Origin of the sequence: Kitasatospora sp. NPDC094028 (assembly GCF_049543595.1) — a bacterium.
Classification (GTDB): domain Bacteria; phylum Actinomycetota; class Actinomycetes; order Streptomycetales; family Streptomycetaceae; genus Kitasatospora.
The window spans coordinates 42,706-57,752 of the sequence record NZ_JBMVFA010000001.1 but is presented as its reverse complement, the minus strand read 5'-3'; the positions used below and the strand labels follow the sequence as shown (position 1 = coordinate 57,752).

Below are 15,047 nucleotides of genomic sequence, written 5' to 3'. Positions count from 1 at the left end.
GCCGTACCGGTCCGCCCGGGTCTGCCGCGCCGGCCTGGGGCGGACGGGCGACAGGCACCGACACTATGGGGCGGTGCCTGTCGAAGCCAAGCGCGACGGGCGCCGACCAGGTGACCTGGTCGGCGCCCTCTCGAACACCCTTGCGCGGGCCGCCGTCACGCGGCGGTCTGCAGCTCCCGGACAGGGGCCGCCGTGCGGACCACGGCCGGGGCCGCGTTGTCCTGCTCCGGCGTGAGGTACGGGCGCAGCCGCACCGCCAGGGCGACGATCAGCAGCGTGCAGCCCGCCATGGCCGCCAGGTAGAGCGGCCAGGTGCCGGAGCCGACCAGCAGCACGCCCACGGCCGGGCCGACCGCGATCGCGATCTGCTTCACCAGGGCGTACCCGGCGTTGTAGGTGCCGAGCAGTCGGGCCGGGGCGAGGTCGGCGACCATCGGGCCCATGGTCGGCGCGAGCAGCGACTCGCCGACACCGAACAGGGCGTAGATCGAGACGATGGCGACCGTGGCGGCCATGGTCTCCGTCCGGATCAGGCCGGCCACCAGGGCCATCGCCCAGGCGGCGAGCCAGACCAGGCCGGCCGCGGCCATCGCGGTGGTGCGGCGGCGGCGGGCGGTGATCCGCACCATGAACATCTGCAGGACGACGATGGTCAGCGCGTTGGCGCCGATCGCGAGGCCCAGGGTGGACGGCGCGGTGCCGACGGTGTCGGTGGCGAAGGCCGCGACGCCGGACTCGAACTGGCCGTAGCAGGTGAAGAAGATCAGCCCGGCAAGGATGCCGAGCCGCAGCATCGCCTTGTCGGCGAGCAGGGCGCGCAGGCCGGTCGGGCCGTCGTGCTTCTCCTGGACGACGGTCAGGTTGGCCCGCGGCATCCGGGCGGTGCCGGTGACCAGGGCGAGGCCGAGGAAGGTCGCCGCCTCGATGGTGAACAGCCGGGTGAGGCTGGCCGGGTCGGCGACGTTCACGATCTGCCCGCCGACCAGCGCGCCGATGCCCATGCCCAGGTTGACCAGGGTGAACTGCAGCGCGAAGGCGTGCGAGCGGGTCGCCGCGGTGGAGCAGCGGACGATCATCGTGGCGAGCGCCGGCTGGCAGGTGGTGACACCCGCGCCGAACAGGAAGGACGAGACCAGCAGGGCAGGGGTGCCGGTGGCGTGGCCGAAGGCGAACGCGCCGGTGGCGGCCAGCGCCGTACCGGCCAGCAGCACCGGGCGCGGGCCGTACCGGTCGATGCCGCGGCCGGTGAACGGCAGGACGACGAGCGCCGCCAGCGCGAACACGGTGAACACCATCCCGGCCGCCAGCGATCCCAGCCCGCGCACCTGGTCCACGTACACGAACATGTACGGCATCGTGAACCCGCTGCCGAACGCACTGAGCGCGTTGCCGATCTGGACGCGGCGCAGCGGGCTGCCCGCCCCACGTCGCTGCTGCCTCTGCTGCTTCACCGTGCCGGTCACCGTGCACATCCCTTCCTGGTTCGACCGGACTCTTGATCCCGGTACTCTTGAGCCCAGAAGATTTCAGAGCTAAAGTTTGACGAGATAAAGTCTTAGCACCGGAAGGGTGCGGTGTCAAAGTCTTAAGGGGTGCACAGCCGTGCGACACTGGTCCGCATGACTACCGAGAAGCCGGCGCCGGCGGCCGACAAGCCCGCGCCGGCCACCGCCCTGGAGATCGGCATCGCCGAGCAGGTGGCGCTCTACCAGCGGGAGTTCCCCACCGTGGACCCCCAGGTGGAGACGATCGTGCAGACCCTGAACCGGGTCTCCCGGCGGATGGGCGTGGCGTACGACCGGCAGCTGACCGTGCTCGGGATCACGTCCGCCGAGTGGGAGGTGCTCAAGGCCCTGGTGGTATCCGGCAGCCCGTACCGGCTCGGCCCGGGCGAGCTCGCCAAGCGGCTCGGGCTCACCCCGGCGGCGATGACGCACCGGATCGACCGGATGGTGGCGGACGGCCTGGTCACCCGGGAGCGGGACGAGTCCAACCGGGTGCGGGTGATCATCGAGCTGACCGAGACCGGCCGCGACAAGTGGCTGGAGTCCATGCGGATGGCGGCCGTGTTCGAGGAGGAGCTGCTCCAGGACCTGGCCGACGAGGACCGGACGGCGCTCTCCGGCCTGCTGGCGCGGATGCTGCGGCGGATCGAGGAGACCCGGCCGGACGCGCCCGGGCGCACCGGCGGCCCGGCGCGGTGAACGCGCGGGCGAACACGTGAGTCCGGCCCGCCGGGGGAACTCCCCCGGCGGGCCGGACTCTTGTCGTTCAGGTGCGGTCGCGGTCCGTCAGCGGATCCGCGTCCGGGTCAGCAGGGCCCGTTGTCGGTCCAGACGCCCCACTGGCCGCTCTGCGACGGGTCGTCGCCCTGGGTCCACCACTTGTTGGTGTAGTAGTGGCCCTTCCAGGAGACCTTGGTGCCGCCGGCCGCGTACACGGTGCCCGCGTTCCAGCTCGGGGCGGCCGAGCAGGTGGCCGGCGAGGTCGGGGTGCTGGTGGGGGTGCCGGTCGGGGTGCCCGTGGGGGTCCCGGTCGGGGTGCCGGTCGGCGTGCCCGTGGGCGTGCCGGTCGGGGTCTGGGTCGGGGTCGGGGTGCCGGTCGGCGGGGCCGGGCAGCCGGCCGCGGAACCGTTGGTGGCGTTCACCATGGTGTCGAACAGCCCGGTCTGGGTGCCCAGGTCGTACAGCGAGAAGGCGAAGGAGCCGCCGAGGCCGTTGCAGTGCGCGTAGTCCAGCTTGGCCTGGATGGACTTGGCGTTCTCACCGCTCCAGAAGGTGGTGCCGTCGTAGAAGTAGGCCGCCTTGGCGTCGTCGTCCCAGAAGGTCTTCGACGGGTTGTCGACGAAGCCGCCCAGTTCCTTGAACATCTGGATGCCGGGGACGCTGCCGGACATCGGGGCGCCGGCCGCCGGGCCGGTGGCGGGCTGGAAGAGGCCGTTCTTGCCGTTGTTCTGGACGCCGGTCCAGCCGCGGTAGTAGAACGGCACGCCCATGTTGATCTTGTTGGCCGGGAAGCCGCCGGGGATGCCGTACTGCGCGTCGCCGACCGTCCACGCCTTGATGGCGTTGTCGATCGAGTACTTGCCGTTGCCCGGCTTGGCCGGGGTGGACGGGTCGTTCGGGCCGGAGTAGAGCGGGGCCTGGTGATTGGTCGGGCCCTGCGGGTCCCAGCCGCCGTGCATGTCGTAGGTCATGACGTCGAGGAAGGTCAGGTACTGACCGATCTTGTCGGTCTCGACGTTCATGATCTTGTCCTGGCCGGCACCGACCGCCGCCGAGAGGGCGTAGGTCTTGCCGTCTGCCTTGCCCTGCGCGTCCAGCTGGTTGCGGAACTCCTGCAGCAGCAGGGTGAAGTTCTGCTTGTCGGCCGGGCCGGCGTTGTTGCCGGTGTGGCCGCCGCCGCCCGGGTACTCCCAGTCGATGTCGATGCCGTCGAAGACGCCCGCCCCGGTGCCCGGGCCGCCGAAGCCGGCCTCGGACGGGAGGTTGCCCTTGATGAACATGTCGATGCAGGAGGAGACCAGGTGCTTGCGCGAGGCGTCCGTGGCGGAGGCCGGCGAGAAGTACTTGGAGTAGGTCCAACCACCGATCGACAGCAGGACCTTGAGGTTCGGGTTCTTCGCCTTCAGCTTCTTCAGCTGGTTGAAGTTGCCCGCGATCGGCTGGTTCCAGACGTCGCCGACGCCGTCGACGGAGATGTCCGCGCCGAAGCTCTTCTGGTAGTCGGCGAACGCGTCGGCGGCGCCGTCCCCCGCGTTGGGGTTGTTGTCGTTCCCGTCGGCGGCCTTGGTGGCCTCGAAACAGCCCAGGTCGGTCGGGCTGATGTTGGCGAAGTCGTAGATCAGGTAGTCCAGCTTCCCGGCCACGCCGGTGTCCTGGATGGTCTTCGGGTAGTACCCGTTGGCATAGATCGACCACTGGTCGAAGTAGGCGACCTTGATGCCGCCGCTGGTGGCGGTCGCGCCGGTGGAGTTGGTGGTCGCGGCGTTGGCCGCGCCGCCGCCGGTCAGCGCGAGGCCCGCGCCGAGCAGCAGGGAGACGGTGGTGCCGGCCGCGACGGCGGCCAGGCTCTTCGGGCGGCGTCGGCGGCCGTCCTGCGGAGCCGGCGTCCCGGCCCTTTCGATGCGTGAGCGCAGCATGGGTGCGTTACTCCTGGTTGTGGGGGTTCCGTCGCCCCGGGGGCGCGCGTCCGAGGTGGGGTCGGACGACCGGGACATGACAGATCAGGGGTGGGGTGTCTGGGCTGGAGCGTCTGGGTGGAGTCGACGTGGAACGGGATCGGGCCTGGACGGACACCGGGATGCGCCGAACCGGCGCCCCCGGCCCGGAGGCCGTTGACGCCGGTTCAGGGGCTCCCTGCACCTGGGGATTAAAAATGGACTAGACCAACTCGCCCGTCAAGGGGTGCTGTTGGGCCTTGAGCCGCGCTTAAGGTTGGCGTCCGCCCCGCCCGGACCGCCCCCACGCCGCCGCCACCCGCCCCCACCAGGGCGTCAGTACCGGATCGCGTTCGCCACCACGGCCTTGACGGTGCCCGACAGCTCGCGGTTGCTGCGCGCCGTGACCTTGGCGCTCTGCCCGGTCGCCACGTCGTCGACCGTCACCGCGACGGCGTCCAGCACCTTGCCGGAGTCGTCCGTGAAGTTCACCTGGACCACGTACCGGTACGACTGCTGCCCGTGGTTGGTGACGGTCAGGTCCACCTGCGCCTTCCCGTCCGAGCCGGTGGACACCGCCCCCGCGGCCACGTCCGCCTTGGCGTCCAGCCCGCCCTTGATCCCCGCGACCGCCGAGTTGGCCGCCGACACCGCCGCCGAGGCCTCCGCCTGGGCCGAGGAGAGCAGCGACCCCGCCCCGCCCGCCGCCGAGGCCAGCGCGGACGCGGCGGAGGCCGCGGCGCTCACGCCCTTCTCGATCTCGCCCGCGGCCGAGGAGACGACGCTGCTCGCGCTCTTGCCGGAGGAGCAGCCGGCCAGCGCGGCCGCCCCGAGCACGGCCGCCGCCAGCACCCCGGCGGCGGCCCGGCGGCCATGCAACAGCGGTGCGTCCGGGGGCCGTTGGGTGACCCGCGGACGGGCCGACGGACGGGCCGGCGCACCGGCCCGGGTGAGCGGCTGGCGGTCCATGCGCTCCTCGTTCCTTCCCGGCGCCGGCGGCCCGGCGCACCTGCCGCCCACCCTCGGAGCCGCCGGCCCGGGCCGCCAGCAGGCGTGCTCCCTCCGGGTGACCCCGGGGAGGGGAGCACGCCTGCCCGCAGGACCCGCCGCGGGCCCGGCCCCACCGACCTTTCAGGACAGCCCCGAGCCCTCCTGCTCGTCCGCCTCCACCGCCGCCCGCTCCTCGCGCAGCCGCACCACGTGCCGCCGCCGGGCCACCACCCCGTACGCACCGGCGGCGCTCGCCACGAAGGACAGCAACCCGACCCACGGCCGGTCGAAGACGTGGCCGGTCAGGTGGTCCAGCGAGTACCGCCCGGGGCCGGCCAGGCCGACCGCGAGGCCGGTGGCGCCCAGGAACGCCGGGTACTCGTAGCCGCCGGACATCGCGAAGAAGCCGGCCGGGGCGTGCACCGCCACCGCGCCCGCCATCGTCCCGGCCACCACCGCGCCGGCCGCCGGGGTCGCCAGCCCGGCGACCAGCAGCGCACCGCCGCCGGCCTCGCCGAGGCCCGCCGCGATGGCGCTCTGCCGGGCCGGGTGGAAGCCCATGTGCTCCATCGCCTGGGTCGTGCCGTCGAGGCCGCCCCCGCCGAACCAGCCGAACAGCTTCTGGGTGCCGTGCGCGATCAGCACGCCGCCGACCGCGCCGCGCAGGGCCAGCAGGCCCAGGTCTCTCCGGTTCAGGCACATGTCGCATCCTCGCTTCCGCGCAGGGAGTCCTGCCTCCATGGCACCCGACCCCGCGCGCCCGTTCGAGCCGGGGCCGCCATCCGGGCGAATCCGCCGCCGATCGGGAATGAAGCGACGAGCCGTACGCGACGCCCTACGGCGCGACCACCGGCCGCCACGGCACCGGGCTGGAGAGGATCATCGAGCTGGACGGCTGCCCGTAGCCGCCGAGCCGGTCGCACAGCGCCTCGAAGTCGGCCATCGTGGGCACCGCGACCAGCAGCGCGCAGCAGGCCCCGCCGGTGACCCGGTGCAGCTGCAGCACCTCCGGCCAGGTCGCCACCTCCGGGTCGCGCAGCACGCAGCGCGGGCCGTAGCACTGGATCTGCACCAGCGCGGTGATCGGCAGCCCGGCCCGGGTCAGGTCCACGTGCGCGTGGTAGCCGCTGATCACCCCGTCCGCCTCCAGCCGGCGGACCCGCTCGGCCACCGCGGGTGCGGACAGGCTGACCCGGCGGGAGAGTTCGTTGTACGAGAGCCGGGCGTCGCCCTGCAGCTCGGCCAGCAGGCGGCGGTCGACGGCGTCCATGACGGCTCCCGGGGCAGCGATGATCAGGGGTTTTTCATTCGCAAAGCGATTCCGCGAAACGCCTCGCGCACGAGAGCCCGGAGCGCGGTTGCGGTGTCCGTCGACCATTCAACCGGGGGGTGGCACCGCCGCACAATGGGCTCGGTGGAACCGGGCCGTCCGCGCGGCTCCGCCGACCCGGGCGACGGAGCCCGGACGGATCAGGAGGGATCGGGATGGTGCACGACACGGTGGAGCACGACGCGGTGGAGACACCGAACCTGTCGTTCGGGCAGGGCGACCGGCCGGGTCGGGGCACCCCGTACGCGGACTACGTGCGGCTGGAGGAGCTGCACGCCCTGCAGCGGCCGCACAGCGACGAGCCGGCCGAGCTGTCGTTCATCATCACCACCCAGGTGATGGAGCTGCTCTTCGACCTGCTGCGGCACGAGTGGACGATCGCCCGGCAGGCGCTGCGCGAGGACGACCTGCCCGCCGCGCTGGCCGCCCTGCGCCGCGGGACCCACACCCAGGACGTCCTGGTGGAGTCCTGGGGCCTGCTGGCCACCATGACCCCGCACGAGTTCAACGCCTTCCGCTCGCTGTTCGGCGAGGCCTCCGGCTTCCAGTCCTCGGCCTTCCTGCAGCTGGAGTTCATGATCGGCAACAAGAACGCCGCGCTGCTGAAGATGTACGACGGCATGCCGCGGGTCCGGGCCGAGCTGGCCGAGACGCTGCGCTCCCCCGGCCTGTACGACGAGGCGCTGGCCCTGCTGGCCCGGCGCGGCCTGGCGGTGCGCCCGGAGACGTCCGAGGAGCGCCACCGCCCGTCCGAGGAGGTCGCCGCGGCCTGGCGGCGGGTGTACACCGAGCCGGAGTTCGCCGGGCTGCAGCCGCTCGGCGAGGCGCTGCTGGACGTCGCCGAGCGGGTCACCCGCTGGCGCCAGCGCCACCTCTCCACGGTCAAGCGGACGATGGGCGGCAAGCCCGGCTCCGGCGGCTCCAGCGGGCTCGCCTGGCTGCGCCGGGCGGCCGAGCAGGACGTCTTCCCGGAACTCTGGGCGATCCGGGACGAGCTGTGAGCGGGACGGTCGGGACGGCGGAGGTGGCCGAAGGGATGAGCATGATCACGGGCACGGGTACCAGCACGGGCGCACTCACGCGCGAGCAGTGCGCGGCGCTGGACGCCGCCGACCCCCTGGCGGGGTTCCGCGCGGAGTTCGCCCTGCCGCCGGGGGTGATCTACCTGGACGGCAACTCGCTGGGCGCCCTCCCGGTGCGCACCCCGGAGCGGGTGCGGCAGGTCGTCGAGCGGGAGTGGGGCCACGAGCTGATCCGCAGCTGGAACGACGCCGGCTGGTTCGAGCAGCCGTACCGGCTGGGCCGGCGGATCGCGCCGCTGATCGGCGCCGACCCGGCGGAGGTGATCGTCTGCGACACCACCTCGGTCAACCTGTTCAAGGTGCTGTCGGCCGCGCTGCGGCTGCGCCCGGGCCGGCGCACCGTGCTCGGCGACGGCGAGGCCTTCCCCACCGACCTGTACATCGCCGAGGGCGTCACCGGCCTGGTCGACGGCGGGCGCAGCCTGCTGATCCGCCCGGAGGAGCTGGACGCGCACCTGGACGGGGACGTCGCCGCGGTCGTCCTGTCGCACGTGGACTACCGCACCGGCGAGCTGCTGGACATGCCCGGCATCACCGCCCGGGTGCAGGCCGCGGGCGCGCTGATGATCTGGGACGTGTGCCACTCGGTGGGCGCCCTGCCGGTCGAACTCGGCGCCGCGAACGCCGACTTCGCGGTCGGCTGCACCTACAAGTACCTGAACGGAGGCCCCGGCGCGCCGGCCTTCCTGTACGTCGCCGAGCGGCACCTGGCGGCCGGCCCGGTGCAGCCGCTGAGCGGCTGGTTCGGCCACGCCCGCCCGTTCGCCTTCGAGCCCGGGTACGAGCCGAAGCCGGGCATCGGCCGGTTCCTGACCAGCTCGCCCTCGCTGCTCGGGCAGGCCGCGCTGGACTCCTCGCTCGACGTCTGGGAGCGGGCCGACCTCGGCGCGGTGCGGGCCAAGAGCCTGGCGCTGACCGACCTGTTCGTCTCGCTCGTCGAGGGCCTGGACGGCATCGAGGTGGTCACCCCGCGCGAGCACGCCCGGCGCGGCAGCCAGGTCGCGCTGCGGCACGCGGACGGCTACCCGGTCGTGCAGGCGCTCATCGCCCGCGGGGTGATCGGCGACTTCCGCGCACCGGACCTGATGCGCTTCGGCTTCACGCCGCTCTATCTGTCGTACACCGAAGTCTGGGACGCCGCCCGGCACTTGGCCGAGGTACTGGCCAGCGGCGAGTGGCAGGCGGAGCACTTCTCCCGCCGGGGCGAGGTGACCTGACCGGGCGCCCGGCGCACGTCGAAGGCCGCCCGGGTCACGGCGACCCGGGCGGCCTTCGGTCCGTCGGCGTGACGGTCAGCTGTGCGCGACGGTCAGCCGTGACGACCGCGGCGGCGGGCGGCCAGGACGGCCAGACCGCCCAGGCCCAGCAGGCCGGCGCCCGCGAGGCCGAACACCACCGGGGCGTTGCCCGCTCCGGTGGAGGGCAGCTCACCGCCGCCACCGGTGTGGTGGCCGCTCGGGTGGTGGCTGGTCGGGGCCGGGCCGGCGCCGGACGAGCTCGACGTCGCCGAGGGCGAGGTGCTGCTCGCGGAGGCGGACGGCGAGGTCGCGGACGGCGAGGTCGGGGTCGGCGAGGTCGGCGAAGGCGACGGGTGCGTCGGCGACGGCGAGGTCGGCGAAGGCGACGGCGAGGGGTGGGTCGGCGACGGCGAGGTCGGCGACGGGCTCGGCGTCCTGCACTCCGGCAGGTCCCCGTCGAACGGGTAGCTGTGGATCTCGTAGCCGCCCGTCCCGGTGTGGATCAGGTTGCCCGCCAGGTAGACCCGCCCGTTCATGCCGGGCTGGGCGATGGTCATCGTGCCGCCCGGGTTCCCGGCCAGCACGGAGCCCTGGAACTGCGCGCTGCCGAGGATCTGCGGCGAGGTCGCGGTCGGGAAGTTGTACATGAGCTTGGAGCGCATGTCGGTGGTCTGGTCACCGGCGATCCCGGTACCGGTGTAGGTGTTGATGATCGGGCTGTCCCCGAGCATGTTGACCACCACGGTGGCCCCGGCCGGGATGTTGTTGAAGACCAGGCCGATCTGCCCGCCGGTCGGCGAGGCGAGGTTCTGGCTGACGTTGAAGACCTGCTTCATGCTGGTCCCGTCGCCGGTGAAGGTCGCCTGGCTGGAGGAGATGTCGACGGTGCCGGTCGCGGCGGCCTTCCCGACGCAGTCGGAGACCTCCTCGATCCGGGTCAGCACGTCCTGGTACGGCGCGGCGGCGTTCGGGTCCTGGATGGACTGGCCGGTGGGGTCGATGTTGACGACGCCGGAGACGCTGCCCGCGTGGCGCAGGTTGCCGAAGGCCGGGCCGTGCGAGTCGCTGCCGCCGATGAGGATCGCGTTGCCTCTCGCCACGACGACGTCGCCGCCGGTGGTGACGAAGTCGCTGCCGTTCGGCGGGACGACGCGGGAGCCGACGCCGACGACGCCCATGTTGTAGACGCCGCCGCCGTTCTTGTCGACGGTCAGGTTCCCCAGCGTGACGATCTTGCCCTCGGCCTCGGCCGCCCGGCCGTTGACGGTGTAGTTGCCGCCGGTGAAGACGTTGATGCTCGCGTCCCGGCCGGTGAAGTCGCCGTTGTTGGACTCCGGCCAGGTCGCCGGGCAGTCCGGCCCGGTGCAGGCGCCGAGCGGCGGGGCCAGCGGCGCGGCCGAACCGACCGTCAGCGCGGCGGCCAGCGGCACCGCGGCGACGGCGGTGGCGACGGCGATCCGGGCTGCCCGGCGGCGGCCGGCGGCGGGGCTCCTTCTGACGGCGGTCGTCCTGCGGCCCGGCGTTCCGGTGCGGCCCTGATCCATCGACACTTTCCTCCGCGCATAGAAAAGGGCAGGTGCCGAGGACCTGCCGCGTTCTGTGATATCTGCTGTCGATCCCACAGATTCGGGATATCCAGTCGCAAATCGGACGATTCATACCCTACAGACCCTCAGGTCGGATCCGAAAGTCATCCGAACGGTGCAGCGTGTCGCCACCCCCGGCCCGAACGCCCGTACGGAGGTAGGTTGAGGACATGACCTCCGAGGCCCAGGACCAGCGCCCGCCGCTCGTCGCCGTCGCGTCCGCCGACGCCGTGCTGCGGCACCCCGAGGTGGGCGAGCACCTGCTCACCGCCCTGGAGCGCGAGCGCGCCGGGCGGTTCCGGCAGGAGTCGGGGCGGCTCGACTTCACCGCCGGGCACCTGCTGGTCCGGCTCTGTGCCGCCCGGCTGCTCGGCGTCCCGGCGGACGGCCTCGTCCTCGCCCAGCAGTGCCCCGACTGCGGCCTCGCCGACCACGGCAAGCCGTACCTGCCGGACCACCCGGAGGTGCACGTGACCCTGTCGCACACCCGGGGCGTGGTCGCGGCCGGCGCCGGCTTCCAGCCGGTCGGGGTGGACGTCGAGCTGGCGGTGCGCGGCGGCTCGCTGCGCGCGGTCGCCCGCCGGGTGCTCACCCCGGGCGAGCTGGCCGCCGTCGAGGCGAGCCCGGAGCCGAACCTGGCCTTCCTGCGGCAGTGGGTGCGCAAGGAGTCGCTGATCAAGATCGGCCGGGCCCGGCTGGACACCCTCGGCGAGATCGACCTCGCCGAGCTGCCGCTGGACGTCCCGCCCGCCGCCCCGCTGCGCAGCCGCCACGGGGACCTGCACCTGCTCGACTGGACGGATCCGGAGCACGGCGCCGCCGTCGCCGCGGTCAGCACCGCCGCGCCGCGGGTGGTGGAGCTCACGCCGGGCGGCTGAGCACTCGCTGCCGGTCGGCGGATAAGAGGGTGTTAGCGTGCCTGGTCGCGGGCGCGCCGCCGCCGCGCACCGCCGTACCAACCACCCACCACCGGATCAGGGGTGTCCCCGCCATGGCCAAGTTCCTGCTGAGCCTGCACGTCCTCGCGTCGGTCCTGTTCATAGGCCCGGTCGCGGTGGCCGTCAGCATGTTCCCGCGCCGGGCGCGGGCCGCGCTGGCGGGCGGTCCGGACGCCGCCGGCGAGGCGGGCGTGCTGCGCGTCCTGCACCGGATCACCCAGGTCTACGCGCTGCTGGGGGTCGCGGTGCCCGCGCTCGGCATCGGCGTGGCCCAGGTGATGGGCGTGCTCGGGCAGTCCTGGCTGATCGTGGCGATGGTGCTCACCGCGATCGCCGGCCTGACCCTGCTGCTCTTCGTGCTGCCCGGCCAGCAGGCCGCCGTCGACGCGCTGGCCCTCGCCCCGGAGGACGAGCAGCGCGCCAAGGCGGTCGGCGGCCTGCGGCTGCTGCCGATGACCGGCGGCGTGTTCAACCTGCTGTGGGCCGTGGTCACGGTCCTGATGATCATCCGGCCCGGGTCGACCACCGGCGTCTGACGGCCCGCGGGCGGTCAGCCGGGCCCGAGCCCGAACAGCGCCGCCGCGTTGTCGTGGCAGACCGCCCGCAGCCACTCCTCCCCCAGCCCCAGCCCGGCCAGCACCTCCAGCTGGTGCACGTACCGGTACGGGATGTTCGGGAAGTCGCTGCCGAGCAGGACGCGCTCGCGCAGGTCCCGCAGCCGGGGCAGCTCGGCGCGCGGGAACGGCGCGTCGGTCTCGACGAAGTCGGTGAACGCCATCGTGGTGTCCAGCCGGAGGTCCGGGTGGCGCTCGGCCAGGTCGAAGAAGTCGCCGTACTCGGGCATGCCCATGTGCGCGACCAGCAGCACCAGCCCGGGGTGGCGCTTCAGCACCTCGCCGATCGGGCCGGGGCCGGTGAAGCGGCCGGGCACCGGCCCGGAGCCGCAGTGCGCGACCACCGGGGTGCCGGAGCTCGCGAGCAGACCCCAGACCTCGTCCAGCGCCCGGTCGGCCGGGTCGTAGCCGCCGACCTGCAGGTGCGCCTTGAACACCCGGGCGCCGCCCTCGATCGCCCGGGCCACGTAACCGGGGGCCTCGGGCTCGGGGTAGAAGGTCGCGGTGTGCAGGCAGTCCGGGGTGCGGGCGGCGAAGTCGGCGGACCACGCGTTCAGCCAGGCGGCCATGCCGGGCTTGTGCGGGTAGAGCATCGCGGTGAACCCCCGCACGCCGAACTCCCGCAGCCGGCGCACCCGCTGCTCCTCGGCCTCGCGGTAGGTGATCGGCCAGGGGCGGTTCACCAGCGGGCCGGCCGCGTCGAAGTACGCCCACACCTTGTCGAGGACGTTCTTCGGCATGAAGTGGGTGTGCACGTCGACCAGCCCGGGCAGGCCGAGGCCCTGCCAGAACTCCCGCACGGCCACGGCTTCTTCGGTGCTCATGCCGGCACCGGCCGGGCGCGCTCGACGATCGCGGCCGCGTCGACGCCGGACGGCAGGGTGCCGAAGGCCGCGCCGTGGTCACCGCCCAGGCGGCTGGCGCAGAAGGCGTCGGCCACCGCCGCGTCGCCGTACCGGACCAGCAGCGAGCCCTGGAAGGCCAGCGCCATCGACTCGACCAGCCGGCGGGTGCGGTACTCCAGGTCGGTCCGGTCGCCGAGCTGCTTGCGCAGGCCGGCGACGGCCGCGTCCAGCCGGCGGTCCGCGCCGGCGGCGGCGTCGAGCTCGCCGAGGAAGGCGTCGACGCTCTCCGGGCGCTTGGCCATGGCGCGCAACGCGTCCAGCGCGGCGACGTTGCCGGAGCCCTCCCAGATCGACACCAGCGGCGCCTCCCGGTAGAGCCGGGGCATCCCGGACTCCTCGACGTAGCCGTTGCCGCCCAAGCACTCCAGCGCCTCGGCGGCGTGCGCCGGGCCGCGCTTGCACACCCAGTACTTGGCCACCGCCAGGCCGAGCCGCCGCACCAGCGCCTCGGCGCCGTCCCCGGCCAGGGCGAGGTCGGTGGACCGCGCGAGCCGCATGGCCACGGCGGTGGCGGCCTCGGACTCCACCACCAGGTCGGCCAGCACGTTGCGCATCAGCGGCTGGTCGACCAGCGCCTTGCCGAACGCCCGCCGGTGCAGGGCGTGGTGGACGGCCCGGGTGGCGCCGTAGCGCATGCCGGAGGCGGCGCCGATGGTGCAGTCCAGGCGGGTCATGTTGACCATCTCGATGATGGTCGGCACGCCCCGGCCCTCCTCGCCGACCAGCCAGCCGACCGCGCCGTCGTACTCCAGCTCGGCGGAGGCGTTGGACTTGTTGCCGAGCTTGTCCTTGAGCCGCATCAGCTGCAGCCGGTTGCGGCCGCCGTCCGGCAGGATCCGCGGCAGCACGAAGCAGCTGAGGCCGCCGGGGGCCTGGGCGAGGGTCAGGAAGAGGTCGGACATCGGCGCCGAGGTGAACCACTTGTGGCCGGTCAGCCGGTAGGTGCCGTCCGGCTGCGGGGTGGCGGTGGTGGTGTTGGTGCGGACGTCCGAGCCGCCCTGCTTCTCGGTCATCGACATGCCGGCGATCAGCCCGCGCTTGGTGCGCGGCTCGCGCAACCCGAAGTCGTACTCGGGGGCAGCCAGCAGCGGCTCCAACTCGGCGGCCAGCGCCGGGTTGTGGCGCAGCGCCGGGACGGCGGCGTAGGTCATCGAGATCGGACAGGTGTGGCCGGCCTCGACCTGGCCCCAGACGTGGAACTTCGCGGCGCGGGCGGTGTGCGCGCCGGGCCGTCCGTCCCGCCAGGGCGCGGCGTGCAGGCCGTACGAGACGGCGGTGCGCATCAGCTCGTGCCAGGCCGGGTGGAACTCGACCTCGTCGATCCGGTGGCCGAAGCGGTCGTGGGTGCGCAGCACGGGCGGGTGCTCGTTGGCGAGGCGGCCCCAGTCGGCGGCCTGCTCGGAGCCGGCCAGCCGGCCGAGTTCGCGCAGCTCCGGCTCGGCCCAGTCGGCGCCGGCCCGGCGCAGCGCGTCGAGCAGGGTCGGATCGGCGGCGGCGTCGTGTCCGTACGGCAGCGGCACCTGGTTGGTGACCTCATGCGTGGCTGTCATCGCGTCCTCCCAGGGCACGCAGGGTGAAGGAGACCAGGGCGGGGACCACCTCGGCGGCGGCCCGCTCGGGGTCGGCGACCCCGTTGTCCTCGGTTTCGCCGGCCAGCGGCCCGGCCAGTGCCTCGCCGACCGCGCCGACCAGGGCGGCGGCGGTCAGCACCGGGTCCTGCTCGGGGAGTTCGCCGTTCGCCAGGGCGGCGGCGATCTCGGTGGCCAGCATGTCGCGGAAGGCGCGCCGGAACACCAGGCGCTCGCCGTCCACCACCGCGTCGGCGGGCTCGACCAGCAGGGCGTACGCCAGCCGGGGGGCGCGCAGGGCGCGGGCGGCGAAGGTCTCGACCACGGCGGCGACCCGCTCCTGCGGGGTGTCCCGCCGGGCCACGGCCGCCCTGACCTCGGCGATCTCCCGGTTCACCACCCGGCGGAACAGCTCGACCGACAGTTCGGCCTTGTTGGCGAAGTGCTGGTAGAGGCTGCCGGTGGCGATCCCGGCGCGGTCGGCGACGGCGGCCACCGTGCAGCCGCCGTAGCCCCGTTCGGCGAGCAGTCCCACGGCCGCCTGCAGCACCACTTCGCGCTGGGCGTCCAGGCGGGCTTGGACGGCGGGGGTGCGTCGGTAGGCCATGGAAGCATTGAAGCACCGATTCACCTCTTG

General features: G+C 73.5%; 14 protein-coding genes. 5 read left to right on the top strand and 9 right to left on the bottom strand.

Annotation, left to right across the window (positions count from 1 at the left end):
* Nucleotides 1-155 precede the first annotated feature (155 nt).
* A complete protein-coding gene (locus ACPC54_RS00255) occupies nt 156-1,463 on the bottom strand; it encodes an MFS transporter (RefSeq protein ID WP_498959494.1) in 1,308 nt (435 codons plus the stop codon).
* Between the two features lie 156 nt (nt 1,464-1,619).
* Here ACPC54_RS00255 and ACPC54_RS00250 point away from each other — a divergent pair, with 156 nt between their 5' ends.
* Nucleotides 1,620-2,204 (top strand): MarR family winged helix-turn-helix transcriptional regulator, encoded by a 585-nt coding sequence (locus ACPC54_RS00250; protein ID WP_498959492.1) that lies wholly within the window; start codon nt 1,620-1,622, stop codon nt 2,202-2,204.
* Between the two features lie 107 nt (nt 2,205-2,311).
* On the opposite strand, the gene ACPC54_RS00245 is transcribed toward ACPC54_RS00250, so the two are convergent.
* The 4 genes from ACPC54_RS00245 to ACPC54_RS00230 all read right to left on the bottom strand — a co-directional run bounded on the left by ACPC54_RS00245 (nt 2,312) and on the right by ACPC54_RS00230 (nt 6,419).
* Nucleotides 2,312-4,141 carry a glycosyl hydrolase family 18 protein gene (locus ACPC54_RS00245; RefSeq protein ID WP_498959491.1) on the bottom strand — a complete coding sequence of 610 codons (1,830 nt, stop codon included), beginning with the start codon at nt 4,139-4,141 and terminating at the stop codon, nt 2,312-2,314.
* 354 nt (nt 4,142-4,495) lie between these two features.
* Nucleotides 4,496-5,128, bottom strand: a complete 633-nt coding sequence (locus ACPC54_RS00240; RefSeq protein ID WP_498959488.1) for an FxLYD domain-containing protein — start codon at nt 5,126-5,128, stop codon at nt 4,496-4,498.
* A 162-nt stretch (nt 5,129-5,290) separates the two neighbouring features.
* On the bottom strand, nt 5,291-5,851 hold the full coding sequence (locus tag ACPC54_RS00235) for a DoxX family protein (protein WP_498959486.1): 561 nt from the start codon (nt 5,849-5,851) through the stop codon (nt 5,291-5,293).
* Nucleotides 5,852-5,984: 133 nt separating this feature from the next.
* On the bottom strand, nt 5,985-6,419 hold the full coding sequence (locus ACPC54_RS00230) for an Lrp/AsnC family transcriptional regulator (RefSeq protein WP_045705056.1): 435 nt from the start codon (nt 6,417-6,419) through the stop codon (nt 5,985-5,987).
* Between the two features lie 215 nt (nt 6,420-6,634).
* Between ACPC54_RS00230 and ACPC54_RS00225 the strand changes: the two genes are divergently transcribed.
* Nucleotides 6,635-7,480 (top strand): tryptophan 2,3-dioxygenase, encoded by an 846-nt coding sequence (locus tag ACPC54_RS00225; protein WP_498959482.1) that lies wholly within the window; start codon nt 6,635-6,637, stop codon nt 7,478-7,480.
* A 35-nt stretch (nt 7,481-7,515) separates the two neighbouring features.
* Entirely contained in the window at nt 7,516-8,778 is a 1,263-nt protein-coding gene (kynU, locus tag ACPC54_RS00220) for a kynureninase (protein ID WP_498959480.1), read from the top strand.
* 92 nt (nt 8,779-8,870) lie between these two features.
* Here kynU and ACPC54_RS00215 read toward each other — a convergent pair whose 3' ends face one another.
* A complete protein-coding gene (locus ACPC54_RS00215) occupies nt 8,871-10,343 on the bottom strand; it encodes a choice-of-anchor A family protein (RefSeq protein ID WP_498959478.1) in 1,473 nt (490 codons plus the stop codon).
* Between the two features lie 212 nt (nt 10,344-10,555).
* Here ACPC54_RS00215 and ACPC54_RS00210 point away from each other — a divergent pair, with 212 nt between their 5' ends.
* Nucleotides 10,556-11,263, top strand: a complete 708-nt coding sequence (locus ACPC54_RS00210; protein WP_498959476.1) for a 4'-phosphopantetheinyl transferase family protein — start codon at nt 10,556-10,558, stop codon at nt 11,261-11,263.
* A gap of 113 nt (nt 11,264-11,376) precedes the next feature.
* Nucleotides 11,377-11,859 (top strand): hypothetical protein, encoded by a 483-nt coding sequence (locus ACPC54_RS00205; protein ID WP_498959474.1) that lies wholly within the window; start codon nt 11,377-11,379, stop codon nt 11,857-11,859.
* A gap of 14 nt (nt 11,860-11,873) precedes the next feature.
* Here ACPC54_RS00205 and ACPC54_RS00200 read toward each other — a convergent pair whose 3' ends face one another.
* From ACPC54_RS00200 to ACPC54_RS00190, 3 genes are read right to left on the bottom strand one after another with little or no spacing between them, the layout of a single operon-like run.
* Nucleotides 11,874-12,761: an amidohydrolase family protein gene (locus ACPC54_RS00200; protein WP_498959472.1), complete on the bottom strand. Its 888-nt coding sequence runs from the start codon at nt 12,759-12,761 to the stop codon at nt 11,874-11,876.
* Entirely contained in the window at nt 12,758-14,392 is a 1,635-nt protein-coding gene (locus tag ACPC54_RS00195) for an acyl-CoA dehydrogenase family protein (protein ID WP_498959470.1), read from the bottom strand. Before ACPC54_RS00195 ends, ACPC54_RS00200 begins: the two co-directional genes overlap by 4 nt.
* Nucleotides 14,376-15,017, bottom strand: coding sequence for a TetR/AcrR family transcriptional regulator (locus ACPC54_RS00190; RefSeq protein ID WP_498959468.1), 642 nt, complete (start codon nt 15,015-15,017; stop codon nt 14,376-14,378). The genes ACPC54_RS00195 and ACPC54_RS00190 overlap by 17 nt, the downstream gene beginning before the upstream one ends.
* Nucleotides 15,018-15,047 lie beyond the last annotated feature (30 nt).